This is a genomic window from Micromonospora sp. C81 (genome assembly GCF_018070425.1).
Taxonomy (GTDB): domain Bacteria; phylum Actinomycetota; class Actinomycetes; order Mycobacteriales; family Micromonosporaceae; genus Micromonospora; species Micromonospora zamorensis.
Window position 1 is genome coordinate 61,959 of record NZ_JAGPXS010000012.1, and the last position, 19,362, is coordinate 81,320.

Annotated in this window: 16 protein-coding genes and 1 riboswitch; of the genes, 7 read left to right on the forward strand and 9 right to left on the reverse strand. The window is 72.6% G+C overall.

The window, feature by feature from the left end:
- The first annotated feature begins 202 nt into the window (after positions 1-202).
- Complete coding sequence (locus KBX46_RS20085) at positions 203-580, forward strand: hypothetical protein (protein ID WP_210793626.1); 378 nt, start codon at positions 203-205, stop codon at positions 578-580.
- A 73-nt stretch (positions 581-653) separates the two neighbouring features.
- Positions 654-1,421 carry a TetR/AcrR family transcriptional regulator gene (locus tag KBX46_RS20090; RefSeq protein ID WP_088947174.1) on the forward strand — a complete coding sequence of 256 codons (768 nt, stop codon included), beginning with the start codon at positions 654-656 and terminating at the stop codon, positions 1,419-1,421.
- Positions 1,422-1,435: 14 nt separating this feature from the next.
- Here the strand turns inward: KBX46_RS20090 and KBX46_RS20095 are convergent, their stop codons facing one another.
- Positions 1,436-2,272, reverse strand: a complete 837-nt coding sequence (locus KBX46_RS20095) for a helix-turn-helix transcriptional regulator (RefSeq protein ID WP_308159628.1) — start codon at positions 2,270-2,272, stop codon at positions 1,436-1,438.
- 130 nt (positions 2,273-2,402) lie between these two features.
- On the opposite strand from KBX46_RS20095, the gene KBX46_RS20100 reads away from it, so the two are divergent.
- Together KBX46_RS20100 and KBX46_RS20105 are read left to right on the forward strand one after the other, a co-directional pair.
- Positions 2,403-3,344: an SDR family NAD(P)-dependent oxidoreductase gene (locus KBX46_RS20100; protein ID WP_210793628.1), complete on the forward strand. Its 942-nt coding sequence runs from the start codon at positions 2,403-2,405 to the stop codon at positions 3,342-3,344.
- Positions 3,345-3,357: 13 nt separating this feature from the next.
- Complete coding sequence (locus KBX46_RS20105; RefSeq protein WP_210793629.1) at positions 3,358-5,520, forward strand: hypothetical protein; 2,163 nt, start codon at positions 3,358-3,360, stop codon at positions 5,518-5,520.
- Between the two features lie 36 nt (positions 5,521-5,556).
- Here the strand turns inward: KBX46_RS20105 and KBX46_RS20110 are convergent, their stop codons facing one another.
- From KBX46_RS20110 to KBX46_RS20120, 3 genes are all read right to left on the reverse strand, one after another.
- Entirely contained in the window at positions 5,557-5,952 is a 396-nt protein-coding gene (locus tag KBX46_RS20110; RefSeq protein WP_210793630.1) for a hypothetical protein, read from the reverse strand.
- Complete coding sequence (locus KBX46_RS20115) at positions 5,949-6,317, reverse strand: hypothetical protein (RefSeq protein ID WP_210793631.1); 369 nt, start codon at positions 6,315-6,317, stop codon at positions 5,949-5,951. Before KBX46_RS20115 ends, KBX46_RS20110 begins: the two co-directional genes overlap by 4 nt.
- Positions 6,318-6,769: 452 nt before the next feature.
- A complete protein-coding gene (locus KBX46_RS20120; RefSeq protein WP_210793632.1) occupies positions 6,770-7,648 on the reverse strand; it encodes an alpha/beta fold hydrolase in 879 nt (292 codons plus the stop codon).
- A 137-nt stretch (positions 7,649-7,785) separates the two neighbouring features.
- Here KBX46_RS20120 and KBX46_RS20125 point away from each other — a divergent pair, with 137 nt between their 5' ends.
- Positions 7,786-11,184 (forward strand): AfsR/SARP family transcriptional regulator, encoded by a 3,399-nt coding sequence (locus tag KBX46_RS20125; protein ID WP_210793633.1) that lies wholly within the window; start codon positions 7,786-7,788, stop codon positions 11,182-11,184.
- 149 nt (positions 11,185-11,333) lie between these two features.
- The gene (locus KBX46_RS20130; RefSeq protein WP_210793634.1) at positions 11,334-12,908 is read left to right on the forward strand and encodes a Na+/H+ antiporter; all 1,575 of its coding nucleotides are present in this window, start codon (positions 11,334-11,336) and stop codon (positions 12,906-12,908) included.
- Positions 12,909-12,935: 27 nt separating this feature from the next.
- Here the strand turns inward: KBX46_RS20130 and KBX46_RS20135 are convergent, their stop codons facing one another.
- The 4 genes from KBX46_RS20135 to KBX46_RS20150 all read right to left on the reverse strand — a co-directional run bounded on the left by KBX46_RS20135 (position 12,936) and on the right by KBX46_RS20150 (position 17,853).
- Entirely contained in the window at positions 12,936-13,679 is a 744-nt protein-coding gene (locus KBX46_RS20135) for an amino acid ABC transporter ATP-binding protein (protein WP_179783018.1), read from the reverse strand.
- Entirely contained in the window at positions 13,676-14,455 is a 780-nt protein-coding gene (locus KBX46_RS20140; protein WP_210793635.1) for an amino acid ABC transporter permease, read from the reverse strand. Before KBX46_RS20140 ends, KBX46_RS20135 begins: the two co-directional genes overlap by 4 nt.
- 39 nt (positions 14,456-14,494) lie before the next feature.
- Positions 14,495-15,424: an ABC transporter substrate-binding protein gene (locus KBX46_RS20145; RefSeq protein ID WP_210793636.1), complete on the reverse strand. Its 930-nt coding sequence runs from the start codon at positions 15,422-15,424 to the stop codon at positions 14,495-14,497.
- A gap of 274 nt (positions 15,425-15,698) precedes the next feature.
- Positions 15,699-15,810: riboswitch (SAM riboswitch) on the reverse strand.
- 84 nt (positions 15,811-15,894) lie between these two features.
- Positions 15,895-17,853 carry an amino acid transporter gene (locus KBX46_RS20150; RefSeq protein ID WP_247667851.1) on the reverse strand — a complete coding sequence of 653 codons (1,959 nt, stop codon included), beginning with the start codon at positions 17,851-17,853 and terminating at the stop codon, positions 15,895-15,897.
- A gap of 169 nt (positions 17,854-18,022) precedes the next feature.
- Between KBX46_RS20150 and corA the strand changes: the two genes are divergently transcribed.
- A complete protein-coding gene (gene corA / locus KBX46_RS20155) occupies positions 18,023-19,153 on the forward strand; it encodes a magnesium/cobalt transporter CorA (RefSeq protein ID WP_210793637.1) in 1,131 nt (376 codons plus the stop codon).
- A gap of 15 nt (positions 19,154-19,168) precedes the next feature.
- On the opposite strand, the gene KBX46_RS20160 is transcribed toward corA, so the two are convergent.
- Entirely contained in the window at positions 19,169-19,360 is a 192-nt protein-coding gene (locus KBX46_RS20160) for a hypothetical protein (protein ID WP_141908638.1), read from the reverse strand.
- Between the last annotated feature and the right edge of the window lie 2 nt (positions 19,361-19,362).

Sequence of the window (19,362 nt, forward strand, 5' to 3'; positions counted from 1 at the left end):
CCGAACGCCCGTGCGGCGCTGTCCGACGACAGCGAGGCCAGCTGACCCGGGCGCGCTGGCCGTTGCGCGTCAAAGCGGCGTCACGATCGCGCCGATCGGCGTAGCGGAAACGTGAAAGCCCTGGCCGGCGGTGCCCCCGTCGCGGTGCCATTGCCTTCGGCGGGCCCGAAGTACGGGTCTCCGCCCTCGCCGGAGGCGTGCTGTGGTTGTCGATCAGGAGCAGAAGACCGCCGTGGTCGGCGGGTCGACCCCGACCGGGGTGAGCGTGGCGATCGGTTGGACGGTGCTGATCGGCGCCGCGCTGCTCGCCGGGGCGCTGTTCTCCCCGGCCGAGCTGCCCGCTCGGACGCTGGTCATGTCTGTTGTCGCCGGGGCGTACGCGGCGGTGGTGGCCGATCTTCGCGCGGTCGTCGCGGTGACCGGGCTGGGCATGGCGACCTTCGTCGGCTTCCTGGCCAACCGCTTCGGTGATCTGAGCGCGGGCGGGGACGCCTGGTCGTACGCCGTGGTGATCGCCTTCGCGGCCACGCTCGGCGCGGGTTACCGCTGGTTGCGGTCGGTGCCCCCGGCGGCCGAGTGACCGCCGGCAGGGCCGGGGTGCGGCCAGCCGCGCGGCGTACGTCGTACGCCCGCGTTGTTAGGATGGCCGCACCATGGCAAGTGAGCGCAAGGCGACCGCGGACCCGGCCCGCAGCCTGGCCATCCTCTGGCGCACTCGGGAGCCGACCAGCCGCAGCGCCGGGCCCGGCCTCAGCGTCGACCGGATCGTCCGGGCCGCGATCGACATCGCCGACGCGGAGGGCCTCGACGCGTTGACCATGCGACGCGTCGGCGAGGCGCTGGGCGTCGGCACCATGTCGGTCTACACGTACGTGCCGGGCAAGGCCGAACTCGTGGACGTCATGGTCGACACCGCGTACGGCGAGATGCCGCGACCCGCTGTCGAGGGTGACTGGCGGGCCCGGCTGGAGCGGATCGCCCGCGACAACCTGGCGCTCTACCAGCGGCATCCCTGGATGCTGCGGGCCGAGACGACCCGACCGGTGCTCGGCCCGCACCTGCTGGCCAAGTACGACTACGAGCTCGGCGCGGTCGTCGACATCGGTCTCAGCGACGTCGAGATGGACGCGGTGCTCACGCTCCTCCTCGGCCACGTGAAGAGCGCGGCGCGGGCCGCCTCCGAGGTGGTCGACCTGGAGCGCCAGTCCGGCATGACCGACGGCCAGTGGTGGCAGTCGCACGCGCCCTGGCTGGAGACGTTCATGACGGCCGGCAGCTATCCGATCGCCTCCCGCGTCGGCACCGCAGCCGGTCAGCAGCACGGTGCCGCGTACGGCCCGGAGTACGCCTTCGAGTTCGGTCTGCAACGCGTCCTCGACGGGATCTCGGTGGTGGTCGCCGAGCGGGCGGCCAGCCGGTGACCGGCCCTGCAGAGCTAGCCTGATCCGTCGCCGTCGCCCGCCGCGCTTCGGGCCAGCCGGGCGAGCGAGCGCGCCGACGGGCCACCCGGCTCGGCGTGGTAGACGACCAGCGACTGGGTGGTGCCGCTGATGGTGAACTTCTCGTAGCGCAACTCCAGCTCGCCCACCTGCGGATGCCGGAACACCCGTAGACCACCGCCCGCGCGAACGGTGACGTCGTGTCGGGCCCACAACCGCCGAAACCGCTCGCTGCCGGCCGTCAGCTCCTCGACCAGCTCGGTGAGCCGGGGATCGTCCACCTCGGCGCCGACCTGTGCGCGCAGGCCGGCCACCGCGTTGGCCGCGACGGCCGTCAGGGCCGGGTAGAGCGCCGGCACGCTCGGGTCCAGGAAGACCGCGCGCAGCAGGTTCACCCCGGCCGTGAAGATCGGTGCCAGCGCGGTCGCGACGGGGTTGGCGAGGAGCACGTCCAGGTGTCGCCCGTGCACGAAGGCGGGGGTCTCGCTCCACGAGCCGACCAACTGCCTGATGCCCAGGGGCACCCGCTCCTGCCGGCGCACAGCCGGACCGGTCGGCGCCGGCCGGGCCAGGCCGTACAGGTGCGCCGCGGCCTCCGCGTCCAGCATCAGTGCGCGGGCCAGAGCATCCAGCACCTGCGTCGACGGGTGCCGGTCGCGGCCCTGCTCCAACCGCAGGTAGTAGTCGACGCTGATGCCGGCGAGCAGGGCAGCCTCCTCGCGCCGCAGGCCGGGCACCCGCCGACGGCCGTGCGCGGGCAGCCCGACGTCACCCGGCCTGATCAGCTCGCGCCGGGCACGCAGGTATTCGCCCAGCGGGCCGGCTGTGCTCACCCGCTCATCGTAGGAGCCGCCACCGGTGCCCATCCTGGTCCTGCCAGTCCCAGGAAAAGCAGGGATCCGGCTGGCACCGGCCGCCTGGGTGACAGTGTCGGGGTAAGCGTGATCGAGAGACGGGACAGCAATGACAACTCGGATCAACACTCCCTTCGGTTTCGCCTCGACCGCCGACGAGGTCCTCGCCGGTGTCGACCTGACCGGCAAGCGGGCCGTCATCACCGGAGGCGCCGCCGGCATCGGCGTCGAGACGGCCCGTTCGCTCGCCGCCGCCGGCGCCGAGGTGGTGCTCGGGGTACGCCGGGTCGCCGCCGGCGAGCAGGCCGCCGCCAACATCGCCGCCAGCATCGGTGCGGACCGGGTCAGCGCCCGCGAGCTGGACCTGGCCGACCAGGATTCGGTACGCCGGTTCGTCGCCGGCTGGGACCAGCCCCTGCACATCCTGGTCAACAACGCGGGGATCATGGCGCTGCCCGAGCTGGAGCGCACCGCCGAGGGCTGGGAGATGCAGTTCGCCACCAACTTCATGGGGCACTTCGCCCTGACCGTCGGTCTGCACGACGCCCTCGCCGCGGCCGGTGGCGCCCGGGTGGTGTCGGTCAGCTCCAGCGGGAACCTCTTCTCCCCGGTGATCTTCGACGACCTGCACTTCGCGTTCCGGCCCTACGACCCGCTGCTCGCGTACGGGCAGTCCAAGAGCGCCGAGGCGTTGCTCGCGGTCGAGGCGACCCGCCGCTGGTCCGGCGAGGGCATCCACGCCAACGCGCTCAACCCGGGCGCGATCGCCACCGGGTTGCAGAAGCACACCGGCGGGCTGCGTACGCCCAAGGAACGGCAGAAGACCCCGCAGCAGGGTGCCGCCACCTCGGTGCTGCTCGCCGCGTCCCCGTTGCTGGACGGCGTGGGCGGTCGCTACTTCGAGGACTGCGCCGAGGCGGCGGTCGTCACCGAGCGCCCTGCCGACTACACCGGTGTGGCCGCGTACGCAGTCGACCCGGGTAACGCCGAACGGCTCTGGAATGTCGCGTCGGACCTGATCTCTCATCGCGTCGGCACCACCGGCCGCTGAGTACGACGCGCCGATGGATGACACGCCGCACCAGCAGCGGCCCGGTCGGCACGACGTCGTGGAGTTGCGGGTCCACGGCGTGTCGGGGGCGCGACCGGAGCAGGTCCTCGGTCGGGCGCACGTCCGGCAGGTCGCGGGTGACGACAGCGGTGGTTTCCACCGCGTCGCCGAATCGGAGGACGCCGAGCCGGACGGTGTGACGCTGGAGGCGTACCGGTGGGGTGACCTGCCCTCCGGCACCGTGGCCCGGACGCTCTCGCTGGTCTTCCTGTTGCCGTTCATGCTCAGCAACGTGGCGGTCTGGATGCGGCCGACCGGCCGTCGCAGCGGCGCCGGGGTCACCGTGCTGTGCCGGCTCCTCGCCCTGAACCTCACGGTGCTGTACGTGGTGTCCATCGGCGGGGTGGCCCTCGACCTGCTCGCCTGGCGGTGTCTGGGCGCGGCCCGGTGCCGTGGTCCCTTCGACACCATGGCGGGGTTGGACGGACGGGAGATCGGGCCGCGGTTGGCCGTGCTCGCCTTGCTGCCGATCGCCGCCGTCGCCTTCCTCCGGCTGCTGGGCACCCGTCGGCCCCGTCCGGCCGGCAACCCGTTGTGGGCCGTCGAGCCGATGGTGGGACGGCTGCGCGCGGTCCACGTCGCCGCCGCGCTCGCGGTGCTCAACCTGATGCTGCTCGTGGCCCGGACCGCCGACGGTGCGACGGCCTCGACGACGGTGCTGCTGGCGCTCAGCGCGGCGGTGCTGCCGGTCTGCGCCGTTCTGCTCGCCGTCCCCGGCCTGCTGGACCGGGCGGCGACCATGCGGATGGTCACCCGGACCGCCAGCACGGTGGGCGCGGTGGCCGTTGCTCTGAGCGTGGCCACCCTCGTCGCCGTCGCCCTCGACGAGCGCCCCTGGCCGTCGTCGGACGGGCTGCCGGGCTACGACGAGGTCGTGAACTGGGCGCTGCTCACGCAGATGACGCTGCTGGTGGCGCTGAGCGGGCTGGTGCTGTGGCACCAGGGCCGGGGAGGCCGCCGCAACGCGCTGCCGCGGGGGCTGGGCGCGGCGGTGGTCGCGGCCATCGCGGTCGGCCTCGGCAGCGCGTTCGCCGCCAACCTCGTCTACCAGAGCGGCAACCTGCTCGGCGGCTACCGCGGCGACGGTGGGCCGCCGCTGCCGTACCAGTGGACGCTGTTGGCCTTCTTCGTGCACGTCATCGCGGGCGTGGTGTTGTGCGGTGGGCTGACCCTCCTGTCGCGACGCCGCCGGTGGCGGGCGGCGGCGGCGATCACCGCCCGCGACTTCCCGGCGGTGGGGCCGGAGGGCGCCGAGCGGCTGCGCCAGGTGACGAGGGCGGTCGCCCGCGCGCGGTTCGTCGAGTGGCTGGGACTCCTCGCGATCACGTACGCGGCCCTCTCGGTGATCGGTCTGGCCACGAGCCTGTTGAGGCTGACCGACCTGGCACCGGACCAACTGGCATGGCGTGTCCTCGGGCTGCCAGCCGGGGCCGTCGGCATGGGTCTCGCCCTGGGCAGTTATCTCGTCGCCGCGGTGCTGGTGGCCCTGATCCTCGGAGGCGTGTTCGCCTACCGCACGGCGTGGTTCCGCCGGCACGTCGGCATCCTGTGGGACCTGGGTACCTTCTGGCCCCGGGCCGCGCACCCGTTCGCACCGCCGAGCTACGCCGACCGTGCGGTGCCGGAGCTGGCCGACCGGATCACCCACCTGACCGCGCGGCACGACGGGGTGCTGCTCTGCGGGCACAGCCACGGGTCGGTGCTGCTCGCCCTCGCGGTGCTGCGGCTGCCCCCGCGGGTACGCCAGCGCGTCGTCCTGCTCACCTACGGGTCGCCGCTGGACCGCCTGTACGCCCGGCTCTTTCCGGCCTATCTCAACGAGACGGTGCTCCGCGCGGTGGGGGACCGTGTCGAGTGGCGGTGGCTCAACCTGTGGCGGGACACCGACCCCGTCGGTGGTTGGATCTTCGCCCCACACCGGCCCGGCGACCCGCCTCCGGACCCCGCCGACCCGGCCGGCCGGGTCGACCGGCGGTTACGGGACCCACAGGGCCTGCTGCCTCCTCCGGGGGAGCGCCGTCCGCCACCGGTGCGGGGGCACCATCCGGGCGAGTCCGATCCCGAGTTCCGGGCGGCGATGAGCGAACTCGCGGCACGCCTCCGTCGCGGTGACTGAGGCTTCCTGGCCGGGCAGTGCGAGGTCCGGTGCTGTTCAGGGATCCTCGGGTGAACGATCGGTCTCCGCCACCATGGCTCGGACCTTGCGCAGGGTGGCGTCGGGCGACTGGATCGCGGCCCGCCAACGGTCCAGCGTCCGGGTGAGCACCCGGACCGCGAACTGCAACTTGTTGACCTGCTCGCGGAGCACGCCCAACTCGGATCGTGCGCTGAGCGCCTCGCCCTCCAACTGGGTGATCCGGGACTGCAACGGCTGCACCAGGGTGAGTGCGGCCTCGGTGAGGGTGTCGGCGGCGTCGGCCCTGAACTTGCCCCGCTGCACCACCACAGTGGCGATCGCGGCCAGGCCGGTGCCTCCGCCGAGGATGGCGAGCACACTGAGCGCCATCTGCACCCAGTGCGGTGCGACTGGCGGCGGGGAGCTACTCACGTGGCACCTGCCGGCACCTTCTCGTAGCCCACGATCTCGCAGGCCCGCACCAGGCGGCGCAGGTCGACGGCGATCTGCGCCGCCCGCCAGAGCGACCCGATCGTCACCGCGATGACGAACGACGTCGCGACGATGGACTGTCGCCCCGACATGGCCACCACTGCCACCGCGTACATGCCGGTGATCGTGCCGAGCACCAGCACGGACGCGAGTTCGATGCCCAACCCGGTGGAGAGCCGGCCGGGCCACACGATGCCCAGCAGCCCGCCCACACCCACCGCGATGAGACCCAGCTCCCAGGCGACCTGGATGGGCACCGGCATGGCCGTCTGCACGGAGGTCGGCCGGACCTCGAGGGTCATCATCAGCACGCCACATACGGGTGCCGCGGCCAGGACAGCGATCTCGTACGGCTGGTGGCGGGATCGGATACGGAGGTTTCCCACGGCAACTCCTTGGTCGAGGACCGGCGTCCAGCAGCGGCCGGTGGGCCGGTGCCGTTCGGTGGGTCGCGACTGTGGAGCGGCGGTTCCGTGCGGCGTGGCCCGTTGGTGCGCTGCCTGTGGACGGTCGTTGAGCGAGAAAGCTGCGACTCGCCGTCGTTGGCTGCCGATATCTGCCTGTGTAGCACCGATGACCGGTTGTCGTCCACCAGGTGCAACGTCGTGTTACCGCAGCTCAGAGCCCATTTCGGGTCGGATTCGAGCGCGTCGGGTCGCCCGGAGCGCGGCGACCCGACCGCACCATCACCTCGGTGACGAAGAGTGTCGGATATCTTGCCGAGGGTGACAATGGTGCGATCGGGGCGCCGATCGGGTCAGCGGGCGAGCAGGGCCCGCAGTGCCCGGACCACCTCGGCGGGTGCCTCCTCCGCCATGAAGTGCCCGCAGGTGACCGTCCGATGCTCCAGATCCGGAGCCCAGGCGCGCCACACCGCCGCCGCGTCGTAGCCCAGCGCGGCACCCCAGTCCTGCTGAAGCACTGTCACCGGCATCCGCAGCTGGTTGCCGGCCTCCCGGTCGGCGGTGTCGTGGGCGACGTCGATCCCGGCCGACGCCCGGTAGTCGGCGACGATCGAGGTGACCGCCTCCCGGGACGCGCGCAGGTACTCCGCCCGGACGTCCGCCGGCATCGCCTCCGGATCACGGGTCCAGACGTCCAGGAAATGGCCGAAGAAGGCGTCCGGGCTGCCGCCGATCAGCGCTTCCGGCAGACCGGGCGGCTGTGCCATCAGGTACAGGTGGAACGCGACGGCGGCGGAGGTGCCGTGCAGCACCTCCCACGTGTCGAGGGTGGGCACCACGTCGAGCAGCGCGAGATGGCTGATCACCTCAGGGTGGTCGAGACCGGCGCGGAACGCGACCAGGGCACCACGGTCGTGGCCGGCCAACGCGAACCGTTGGTGGCCGAGCGCAGCAGCCAGCGCCACGACGTCGGCGGCCATGGTGCGCTTGGCGTACCCGTCGCCGTCGGGGTCGAGGGGCTTGTCACTGTCGCCGTAGCCTCGCAGGTCGGGGCAGATGACCGTGTGGTCGGCGGCCAGGTCGGCCGCGACGTGCCGCCACATGAGGTGGGTCTGCGGAAAGCCGTGCAGCAGCACGATCGCCGGCCCGGAGCCGCCCACGGCGACGTTGAGCGTCACACCGTCGGCGACTGTCACACGGCGGTAGTCGAATCCGTTGATCCTGGGGTCCACGGGAAACCTTCCTGGTGAGCGGTGCCGGCAGGGGCGGTGGCCCTCGCCGTCGTACCTGGTCGAGCCTGCGCGGTGGTGATCAGCAGGCGATCAGTGCCGAGTCAGTGCGGTCCGCCCGGCGCGCCTAGATTGATGCCATGACCAGGCAACCGGCGGCACCGGACGCGGTGACCTTCGGCGTCCTCGGGCCGGTGACCGCCGTGACCGCGCGTGGCCCGGCCCCGCTGCGCGGGCACCGGCAGCGCCTGGTGCTGGCGCGGCTGCTGATCGCCCACGGGCGGGTGGTGCCGGTGGAACGTCTCGTCGACGACCTGTGGGAGGTCGCAACCGACGGCGCGGTGGGCGCCATCCGCACCTTCGTCGCCGACCTGCGCCGGGCCCTGGAGCCCGACCGACCACCCCGGCAGCCGCCCCGGATCCTGGTCACCGAGCCACCCGGGTACGTGCTGCGGGCCGCCCCGGAGGCGGTGGACGCCGGACAGTTCGAGGCGGCCGTCGGCGAGGCGGGCCGGTTGCTGGCGGCGGGACGTCCCGCGCCGGCCCTGGCGACGCTCGACGGGGCAATGCGGCTCTGGCGCGGGCCCGCGTACGCGGACTGCGCCAACGAGCCCTGGGCGGTCGCCGAGATCAACCGGCTGGACGAGTTGCGGATGCTGGCCGTCGAACGGCGCGCGGAGGTGCTGCTGGCCTTGGGTCGGCCCGACGAGGCCGCCGCCGACCTGCCGGCCCACCTGGCCAGCTATCCGCTGCGCGAGGATGCCTGGCGGTTGCTCGCGGTGGCCCGCTACCGCGCCGGGCGACAGGGCGACGCGCTGGCCGCGCTGCGCGAGGCGCGACACGCCCTGGTGACCGAGCTGGGCGTGGACCCCGGGCCCGAGCTGCGCCGGTTGGAAGCCGACATCCTGGCCCAGGCGCCGCACCTCACCCCGGCCCTCGACGACGACGCCACCCCCAGCCCCGTGCGACCCGTCGAACCGGGTCCGGCGCGGCAGCGCCCGTTCGTCGGTCGGGACACCGAGCTGGATCGCCTGCGGCAGGCCGCCGAGGCCGCGTCCCGCCGCCGCGAACCCACCCTCGCGCTGCTCAGCGGCGACCCGGGGGCCGGCAAGACCGCGATGGCCGAGACCCTCACCGAGCGGCTCGCCGCCGAGGGCTGGACCACGGCATGGGGACGCAGCCCGGAGTACGAGGGCGCGCCGCCGGCCTGGCCGTGGACCCAGATCACCGACGCGCTCGCCGGACCGGCCGACGGCCTTGTTGCCGACGATGGCTCGGGTGACCCCGCCGGGACGCGCTTTCGCCGACACCGTGCGGTGGCGTCCCTGGTCTCGGCGGTCGCCGACCGCGGGCCGGTGCTGCTGGTCCTCGACGACCTGCACCGTGCCGACGGCGACACCCTGGACCTGCTGACCGCCCTGCTCACCGGCCCGCAGCCGGCCACCGGGCCGGTCTTGATCCTCGGCACCTACCGGGCCACCGAGATCAGCCCCGAGCTGACCGCCGCCCTGGCCCGCGCCGCCGGGCTGGAGCCGATCCGGGAGTATCTCGCCGGCCTGCCCGTGTCGGCGACCGACGAGTTGGCCCGAGCCGTCGTCGGTGCGGCACTGGACCCGGCCACCGCCCGGTTGATCCACGATCGCAGCGGCGGCAACCCGTTCTTCGTCCGGGAACTGGCCCAGTTGTACGCGAGCGAGGGGGAGGCAGCGCTGGCCGCGGTGCCGCCCGGGGTGCGCGACGTGATCCGGCACCGGTTGGCGCAGCTACCCACGCCGACGCGTACGGTGCTGCGGCAGGCAGCCGTGCTCGGCCGGGACCTCGACCCGGAGGTGCTCGGTGCGCTGGCCGGTGACCCCACCGCCGTGCTGGACGCCGTCGACCGCGCCCTGCAAGCCGGTTTCCTCACCGAGCGGGAGCCCGACGGGCGGCTGCGCTTCACCCACATCCTGGTCCGCGACACGCTCTACGCCGACCTGTCCACGCCGCGCCGCGCCGCCTGGCACGCAGCCGTCGCGGAGGTGCTGCGACAACGGGAGCCCGTCGAGCCCGCCGCGCTCGCGCACCACCTGCTCCGCGCCGGCGGACCGGTCGCCGCCGGTCGCGCTGCGGCGTACGCCCGCACAGCCGCCGAGCAGGCCGAACGGGGCGGTAACCCGCACGAGGCCGCCCGCCTGTGGGGGCAGACGATCGAGGCGTACGACCGCGCTGGTGCGGGCGAGCAGCGCGAGCGGTTGACGGCGTTGCTCGGTCTGGGACGCGCGCTGGCCGTGACGGGCCGCCTGGCCGAGGCGCGACGACGGCGTGCCGAGGCGATCACCGCCGCCGAGTCCGTCGGCGATCCGCTGCTGATCGAGGAGGTGCTGGCCGGCTTCGACGTGCCCGCCATCTGGACGCGCAACGACGACGACCTGCTCTCCGGGCACATCGTCCGCGCTGCCGAGCACGCCCTGACCGCTCTCGGCCCGACCGGTTCGGCTCGGCGCAGCCGGCTGCTGAGCACCCTCGCGCTGGAGCTGCGCGGCACCACCACCGACCGGGGCCGCCGTGCGGCGCACGAGGCCGAGACGATCGCCCGGACCGTCGGTGACCCGGGGCTGCTGGCCTTCGCGCTCAACGCCCGCTTCATGCACTCCTTCGACCGCGTCGGCCTGGCCGCAGAACGGGCCCGGATCGGCGCCGAACTGGTCGACCTGGCGGCCCGGCACCGGCTGGTGACCTTCGAGGTGCTCGGTCACCTCGTCCTGGTCCAGGCACACTGCGCGCTGGCCGACCGGCCCGCTGCCGACGCGCACGCCCGCGCCGCCGACCGCCTCGCCGAACGGTACGAACTGCCGCTGGTCGGCGTCTTCACCAGCTGGTACGCGGCACTGCGCCTGGCTCTGGACGGCGACCCGGCCGCGGCGGCGGACGCGTACCGGTTGGCTGCCGACCGGCTGAGCGCCGACGGCATGCCGGGTCTGACCCGCGGGTTGCTTCCGCTCGCCCTGCTCGGCCTGCGGCTCGCCGAGGCCGTCGGCGGTGACGGGCCGCACGCCGGTCCGGACCAGCCGATCCCCGGGCCCGACGGCGCGGACTGGGCAGATGGGCCCGGCGGTGCCGGGTGGGCGGACGGGCCCGGCGGTGCCGGTTGGGCAGATGGGCCCGGCGGTGCCGGGTGGGCGGATCTGGACTGGGGGCCGCACGAGCCGTGGGTCCGGCCCTTGCTGCTGCTCGCCGACGGTGACCGGGACGCTGCCGAGGCGGCCCTGCGGACTCTTCCGGACGGGCCGCACGATCTGCTGCGGGAGGCGCGGCTCTGCCTCGTCGGCCGGGCGGCGCAAGCCCTCGGAGACCGGGTCACGATGGAACGGGTCTACGTCGAGCTGCTCCCAGCGGCGGATGAACTGGCCGCCGGCAGTGGGGTGCTCACCGTCGGCCCGGTGGCCGGGCACCTCGCCGCCCTGGCCGACGCGCTGGGCCGCGACGAGGAAGCGGCCGCGCACCGCCGCGCCGCCCGCGCGGTCACCGCCCGGGCTCGCGCCGTCACCCCGGCGCCCTGACCGCCTGGGCCCGCGCCGTCACCCCGGCGCCCTGACCGCCGTCCGCTGCCGGCGGCGACTTGCCGATTCGCGTCGGAACCCCGCGGCGGGTGCGGTCAGATGGAACCACCGGCGCGTCCACCGTCGGCCGTCGATCAAGGGGGTACGCCGTGGAGGTGCTCGTCCTGATCGTGGTGCTGGGCGCGACCGTCCTGATCGGCACCACCCTCGGCGGTCGGTACCGGGTCGCCCCGCCGGTCCTGCTCATCGCGTTCGGGGTGCTGCTCGGCCTGACGCCGCCGCTGTCCGAGGTGACCCTGGAACCCGACCTGGTGCTGCTGATCTTCCTGCCGGCGATCCTGTACCGGGAGAGCCTCACCATCAGCCTGCGCGAGATCCGGGCCAACCTGCCGGTGATCGGGCTGCTGGCCGTGGTCCTGGTGGTGCTCACCATGGTCACGGTGTCGTTCACCGCGCAGGCGTTCGGGGTGAATCCCGCCGCGGCCTGGGTGCTCGGCGCGGTCCTCGCCCCGACCGACGCGGCGGCGGTCACCGGTCTCGCCAAACGGCTGCCCCGGAAGCTTCTCACCACCCTGCACGCGGAGAGCCTGATCAACGACGGCACCGCACTGGTGGTCTTCGCCGTGGCCGTGGGTCTGCTCAGCCAGAGCGCGGAGCCGGGCGTGCTGGGCATCGGCGAGGAGTTCGTCGGTGCCAGCGTCGGTGGCGTGGTCGCCGGTCTGCTGGTGGGCGCCGCCGTGGTGCTGATCCGCAAACGGCTCGACGATCCGCTGCGCGAGGGCGCGCTCAGCGTGCTGACACCGTTCGGCGCCTTCCTGCTGGCCGACTCGGTGCACGCCAGCGGTGTGCTGGCGGTGGTGGTCGCCGGCCTGGTGCTGGCCTATGCCGGCCCCCGGGTGATCCGCGCCCGGTCCCGGGTGCTGGCGTACGCGTTCTGGGACCTGTCCACGTTCCTGATCAACGGCGGTCTGTTCGTCCTGCTTGGCACGCAGATTCCTCGCGCGGTCCGGGGCATCACCAGCACCTCGGCCCAGCGGGCTCTGCTGATCGTGGTGATGGTCACCCTGGCCGTCGTCGGCACCCGCCTGGCATTCGTCTACCTGACCGCGCAGGTCGCGAAGTTGCGGCGCCGCCGGATCCTCGACCCGAGCCAGGGGCCGTCGAGCTGGCGGGTGGGAACAGTTGCCGGCTGGGCCGGTTTCCGGGGCGCCGTGTCGCTCGCCGCGGCCCTGGCCGTCCCGACGATGACGGCCTCCGGTCGACCGGTGGTCGAACGAGACCTGATCATCTTTGTCACCGCGCTGGTGATCGTGCTGATCATGCTCATTCAGGGCACCACCCTGCCGCTGGTGGTGCGCTGGGCCCGGCTGACCGGCGACCCGGAACGCGTCGACGAGACCCGCAACGCCCGCCGACGGGCCACGGAGGTGGGCCTGGCCGCTCTTCCCCGGGTCGCCGCCGAGATCGGCGCCCAGCAGGAGGCGGTGCAGAGGTTGGAAGCCGAGTACCAGCGGCATCTGGCGGACCTCAACGAGAGTGGCGGGAGCACGGCCGAGGAGCGCCGGCTGGAACGCAGGCTGCGCCTCGGGGTCCTCGCCCACAAGCGTCGGGAGGTCACCCGACTGCGGGACAACCGGGAGATCGACGATCTCGTGCTTCAGGAGCTCCAGGCCGCGCTGGACAACGAGGAGATCCGGCTGCTGGGTCGCGGGCCCAACGAGTGAGGACCTGCGCCCCGGCTCCCGGTCGGCTCAGAGCACCTGGGCGAGGAAGCGGCGCAGCCGAGGATGCTCGGCCCGCTCGAAGACCTGCCCGGGCGGACCGGCCTCCAGCACCACGCCCCGGTCCATGAAGGCCACGGTGTCGGCCACCTGCCGGGCGAAGCCCATCTCGTGGGTGACCACCACCATGGTCATGCCAGCGGCGGACAGGTCGGCCATCACCGCGAGGACGCCCTTGACCAGCTCCGGGTCGAGCGCGGAGGTGGCCTCGTCGAAGAGCATCACCTCGGGTCGAAGTGCCAGCGCCCGGGCGATCGCGACCCGCTGCTGCTGACCGCCGGAGAGCTGAGCTGGTCGGGAGTTGGCCTTGCCGGCCAACCCCACCAGCTCCAACTGGGCCCGTGCCACGGACTCCGCCTCGTCCTCGCCGAGCTTGCGGAGCCGGCGCAGCGCGAGGGTGACGTTGCGCAGCACGCTCATGTGCGGGAAGAGGTTGAACTGCTGGAACACCATGCCGACCCGCTGCCGCAGCGCGTCCGGGTCGTCGCCCAGCACGCTGCGTCCGTCCAGCAACACGTCGCCACGGTCCGGCTCGATCAGCCGGTTGATGGTGCGCAGCAGTGTGGACTTACCCGACCCGGACGGGCCGATCACGCAGGCTGTTGCTCCGCGCGGCACCGTGAGGTCGACGCCGCGCAGCACCCGGTTCGGCCCGAAGGCGAGGTGCACGTCGCGGACGTCGAGGCTGACCGAGGTGGTCGTGTCGGTGCTCATCGCCGGTCTCCTTCGGTCGGGGCGTACGCCGGGGTGGTGTCTTCGTCGTCCTCGTCTGTCGGCGCGGCGGCCGGCCGACCGTTGCGCAGCCGTCGGTCGATCCAGTTGACGACGTGCGTCAGCGGGACGGTCAGCGCCAGGTAGAACACCCCTGCCAGCAGCAGCGCCGACTCGTTGCCGGTGGTGGCCGCGTAGTCCTGCCCGATCCGGAACAGCTCCCGCTGGCTGGCCACCAGCCCGAGGAAGTAGACCAGACTGGAGTCCTTGATCAGCGCGATGAGCTGGTTGACCCAGGCCGGCAGCACCCGCCGGATGCCCTGCGGGATGATCACCAGCCGCATCGAGTCGGACCAGGAGAAGCCGAGAGCACGGGCACCCTCCAACTGGGCGGCCTCCACCGACTGGATGCCGGAGCGGAAGATCTCCCCGATGTACGCGGCGGCGATGAGCGACAGCGCCAGGATCCCCAGCGGGTAGGGGTCCGGTCCCCAGACCTGCATGCCCAGCGGGGCCAGCCCGACGCCGATCAGCAGGATCGTGGCCGCGGCCGGCAGGCCACGGAACACGTCGGTGTAGACCCGCGCCGGCCAGCGCAGCCACCGGCTGCGGGAGATTCCGGCGACGGCCAGCAGCAGGCCCAGCACCGAGCCGAGCAGGGCGGCGGAGACCGCCAGGATCAGCGTGTTGGGCAGCCCGACGGTCAGCATCTCGGGCAGAGCCTCGCCCATCGCCTCCCAGTCGAAGAAGGTTTCCCACAGGGTGCTCAACGGATCCATCGGTTGCCTCTCCTACCGCCCTGCTCGCTCGTCACCGGTTCAGGACGCGGTCGACGCGGACGCCGACGGCGCAACGGACGCGGACGCTGACGGCGCAGCGGACCCGGACGCCGACGGCGCAACGGACGCGGACGGTGCCGCCACGGTGCCGCTGCCCGGCGTGAAGTCCGCCGGGATCGGCCGGCCCGGGTAGTACTGCGCCTGCAACCGGCTCCACGTGCCGTCCGCGATGACCTCGTCGAGGCCCTTGTTCAGCGCCTCGCGCAGCTTGTCGCTGCCCTTGGCGACGGCGTACGCGGTCGGCGCCGGGCTGAGCTGCTTGGCAGCCACGGTGATCTTGCCGTTGCTGTCGGCGGCCGACTTCTCGCCGATCTCGGCCGGGGCGATCCACGCGTCGGCGGTGCCGGCCTTGAGCTGGTTGATCGCGCCGTTGTAGTCCGGCACCCGCACCGGGTCGAGCTGCTTGCCGCTGGCGTAGTCGTCCTGGACGGTGCCCTGCACCACCACGACCCGCTTGCCGGCGAGCTGGTCGAAGCCGGTGATCGGGGAGCCGGCCGGGACGTCCAGGCCGAAGTAGCCGAAGTCGTAGCCGTTGCCGAAGTCGACTGTCTTCTTCCGCGCCTCGGTGATGGTGATCGAGGAGCTGCCGACGTCGAACTTGCGGTTGTTGACCTGGGAGAGCAACGCGGAGAAGTCGGTGCCGACGAACTCCACGGTGAGGCCGAGCTTGCCGGCCACAGCGGTCAACAGGTCGTTGTCGAAGCCGGTGAACTTCCCGTCCTTGAGGAAGACGTTCGGCGGGGCGTCGGTCAGGGTGCCGGCCCGCAGCACGCCCGGCTGGGCCAGGCCGTACGGGTTGGCGGCGGCGTCGGACGAGCTGTCGTCGCCGCAGGCGGTGAGCGCGCTGGCGGCCAGGATGGCGGCCGCGCCGAGGGCGGCGGCACGGGTCAGGGCAGGAAGAAGTCGCACGGGTGTCTCCGAGAGGTCGTGTCTCGGCACGCACGGGTGTGCGTCGCCGACGGTGCGCCCGATGGGCGTACCGGTGAGGGAGAGGGTTCGGGAGAAGTGCTGCGCTAGTGCGTCATGCCGCGACAGGCGGCGCTGCACATTCGCATCATGTCCACGTGCCGTCGCCGGGTCAGTGCCGGCGAGGGCCAACCGGCGCGGAGTTCCGCGACGTCGGTCGGTGGGGTGGTGCTGAGGATGCGCATGGTTCTCCCGGGTCTGTGCTGACCTGGGTGCCAGGCCACGCTTGCACCGACGTCGTGCCGGTGCCTGGTCTTCACCCGGGGCACCCCACCGCGGAGGAGGGTTGCCGGCCAGCGAGCCGGGGCTTCGCGCTGGCGCTCATGACCTGGGCCGAGGCTAGCAGCAGGCACCGGTGGATCGTCCAGTCGTTATGACCACGCTCACCGCGACGAGGTGCCCGGCCCCGCAGGTCAGCCGGCATGTACGTGCGGCCGGCGGCGCGGGTCGGGCTCCTGGCGGCGCAGGATCTCCCGGGTCACCGAGGCGATCGCACCCTGCCCGAACGCCAGATAGCGCAGGATGTTGCGGCCCGGGCTGCCCTCGCTCCACTCGAAGTAGATGTGTGGGCGTCGCCGGCTCCGGTCGCGGATCTCCAGCAGCAGGGCGGCGAGCGCGGTGGGCACCGAGGAGCTGGCCAGGCTGAGCACCGGAAAGCGGTGGTCCGCCATGCTGCCGCGGACCAGCAGCTCGGTTTCGAAGTCCGAGGGGTCGGTGACGTGCACTTCGACGAAGATGACGTCGCTGTCGTCGGGGAAGTCGTTGTCCGCCATGGTCTGTGCCAGCTTGGCGCGGTACTCCGCCACGTCCCGGTGGTCGGGTTCGTGCGCGATGAGGCGGATCCGCCGCCCGCTGCGCTCGTCGATCATCCGGGTCGCGACCGTGTCCAGCTCGACCTGGCTGACCCGCAGCTCGTAGGCCCGGGACAACCGGGAGAGCACCGAGACCACGATGATCGCGCTGATGAAGCAGGCCGCGATCTTGACGCCGTCGGGGCGTTCCACCACGTTCGCCACCGTGGTGTAGATGAAGATCACCGCGATGGTTCCGAACGCGATGGTGCGGCCGTGCTGCCGTCGCCGTCTTGCCGCGAGCGTCACCGCCGTCGCCGCCGACGTGATCAACACCAGGACCCCGGTGGCGTACGCGCCGCCCTGCGCGTCCACGCTGGCCTCGAAGAGGATCGTGATCAGGAACGCCACCGCGGTGAAGACCAGCACCAGCGGCCGGACCGCACGCGCCCAGGTCGGTGCCATGCCGTAGCGCGGCAGATACCGGGGTACGAGGTTGAGCAGACCGGCCATCGCCGACGCCCCCGCGAACCAGAGGATCCCGATGGTGGACAGGTCGTAGACGGTGCCGAACACCTCCCCGAGGTGCTCGTGCGCCAGGTAGGCCAGCGCCCGGCCGTTCGCCGGCCCACCCGGCTGGAAGGCCTCCGGCGGGATCAGGACGGTGGTCGTCACGCTGCTGGTGATCAGGAAGACGCTCATGATCACCGCGGCGGTGGTGAGCAGCCGGCGCGCGCCGCGGATCCGGCCCAGCGGGCGCGCCTCGGAGTCCTGCGGGTCGCCTCGTACGCTCGGCATGACGGCCACCCCGGTCTCGAAACCGGACAGCCCCAACGCCAGTTTCGGGAAGACCAGCAACGACAGCCCGACCACCATCCAGGGATCGCCGTGCCCGGTGCTCAGCGTGGTCGTCCAGTCCTCGACGGCGCTCGGGTGCGTCACCACCCGCCACAGCGAGTCGACCATCACCACCGCGTTCAGCCCCAGGTAGAGCGCGACCAGGACGACGGCGATCCCGATGGCCTCGGTGAATCCCTTGAGGAACACCGCGCCCAGCAGCGACACGAGCACCAGCGTGACCAGCACCTCGTGTCCCTTGAGCCCGCTGGGCCAGAACGGGTTCTCGTCGATGTGCGCTGTCGCGTCGGCCGCCGAGAGGGTGATGGTGATGATGAAGTCGGTGGCCGCGAAACCGAGCAGCACCAGCACCAGCAACTTGCCGGGCCAGTAGCTCAGCAGGCGTACGAGCATCGCGATGGAACCCTCACCGTGTGGGCTCTCCACCGCCACCCGCCGGTAGACCGGCAGCGCGCCCAGCAGTGTCACCAGCACCAGCACCAGGGTCGCCACCGGTGAGAGCGCCCCGGCGGCCAGCGCCGCGATGCCCGGCTGGTAGCCGAGCGTCGAGAAGTAGTCGACGCCGGTCAGGCACATCACCTTCCACCACGGGTGGTGCCGGTGCTCCGGCGGTCGCCCGTGCGGCCCCGGGTGCTGCACGGGCTGCTCCGAGCCGGTGCCGAGCAGCCACCTGCGCAGCCGGCCCGCGCGTCTGTCGACCTCCACCGGCGCGTCCCCCGTCATCCCGCCCATGGTCACCGTGAGTATCCGCCCGCCGTACGGCGCCCGTCCGCCGGTGCGCGGAACCCAGCCGCCGCCGCAGCGGGTTTCGGGCCCGGGGCAGGGGGGAAGCAGCGCCCCCGGGTCGGCGGGCGTGCGCCGTGCCGGGCGTCGCCGGGGGAGGGGACAGGGCATGGTCGGTGGCCGTCGCTTCCGCCCGGGTGGTGGCTTCGGTCGCCAACTCGACGAGTACGAGACCAGGATCGGCGTGCCGCCGTCCACGGACTCGTCCGCTGCGCCGGCCGGCGGGCTGGTGGACAGCGCGGTCTACATCCGAGGCCACCGGTTCGCCTCGCCGTCCGGCCTCGCCGAGACGTACCGCTGCCTGCAGGAGCAGGACGGCGCGATGGCCTGGATCGGTCTGTACCGGCCCGACATCGAGCAGATCACCTCGCTGGCCCGGGAGTTCCGGTTGCACGACCTGGCGGTCGAGGACGCGATCAACGCCCACCAGCGCCCCAAGCTGGAACGGTACGGGGAGACCCTGTTCGTGGTGCTGCGCGCCGCCCGCTACGACGACCTGCGCGAGGAGGTCGAGTTCTCCGAGCTGCACCTGTTCATCGGGCCGGGCTTCGTGGTCACCGTCCGGCACGGTGAGGCACCGGACCTGGCCGCGGTGCGGCGGCGGTTGGAGACCGAGGCGCACATGCTCGCCCGGGGCCCGGAGGCGGTGCTGTACGCGATCCTCGACCAGGTCGTCGACGGGTACGCCCCGGTGGTGGCCGGGCTGGAGAACGACATCGACGAGATCGAGACCGAGGTGTTCGGTGGCGACCCGAACGCGAGCCGGCGCATCTACGGCCTCAGCCGCGAGGTCATCCAGTTCCAGCGGGCCGCCCGCCCTCTGCTCACGGTGCTCGACGCGCTGGCCGACGGCGCCGGCAGCGGCAGCGAGGACGAGGAGCTACGCCGCTACCTGCGCGACGTGACCGACCACCTGACCCAGGTCGTGGAGCGGGTGGACGGGTTCCGGCACCTGTTGCAGAACATCCTCACCGTCAACGCCACGCTCGTCTCGCAGCAGCAGAACGAGGAGATGCGCAGCCTCACCGCGGCCAGCTACGCGCAGAACGAGGAGCTGAAGAAGGTCTCGTCCTGGGCGGCGATCCTGTTCGCTCCCACGCTCATCGGCACCGTGTACGGGATGAACTTCGTCCACATGCCGGAGTTGAACTGGCGCTTCGGCTACCTGTTCGCGTTGTTGCTGATGTTGTTGGTCTGCGGCACCCTCTACCTGATCTTCAAGCGGCGCGGCTGGCTGTGAGCAGCTCGGCCGGGATCACTCGATGCCGCGCAGGATGTGCCGTTCGTCCTCGACGTCGTCGTCGCCGGCACTGATCCGGCCGAGCAGCACGGCGGCGGCCCAGATCGTCAGTGGCGTGGCCGCCCCGGTCATTCCGCCCCCGGTCCGGTCGTCCCGGGTCTGGCTCCGCTCCGCGCGCGGTGGCCTGCGCTGAGCCTGCATAGGCACTG

Coding starts and splice junctions, on each gene's coding strand:
- KBX46_RS20140 (WP_210793635.1), bottom strand. CDS start 14,455: ATGGATCCGTTGAGCACCCTGTGGGAAACCTTCTTCGACTGGGAGGCG.
- corA (WP_210793637.1), top strand. CDS start 18,023: ATGGTCGGTGGCCGTCGCTTCCGCCCGGGTGGTGGCTTCGGTCGCCAA.
- KBX46_RS20115 (WP_210793631.1), bottom strand. CDS start 6,317: ATGATGACCCTCGAGGTCCGGCCGACCTCCGTGCAGACGGCCATGCCG.
- KBX46_RS20090 (WP_088947174.1), top strand. CDS start 654: ATGGCAAGTGAGCGCAAGGCGACCGCGGACCCGGCCCGCAGCCTGGCC.
- KBX46_RS20150 (WP_247667851.1), bottom strand. CDS start 17,853: ATGACGGGGGACGCGCCGGTGGAGGTCGACAGACGCGCGGGCCGGCTG.
- KBX46_RS20125 (WP_210793633.1), top strand. CDS start 7,786: ATGACCAGGCAACCGGCGGCACCGGACGCGGTGACCTTCGGCGTCCTC.
- KBX46_RS20105 (WP_210793629.1), top strand. CDS start 3,358: ATGGATGACACGCCGCACCAGCAGCGGCCCGGTCGGCACGACGTCGTG.
- KBX46_RS20135 (WP_179783018.1), bottom strand. CDS start 13,679: ATGAGCACCGACACGACCACCTCGGTCAGCCTCGACGTCCGCGACGTG.
- KBX46_RS20100 (WP_210793628.1), top strand. CDS start 2,403: ATGACAACTCGGATCAACACTCCCTTCGGTTTCGCCTCGACCGCCGAC.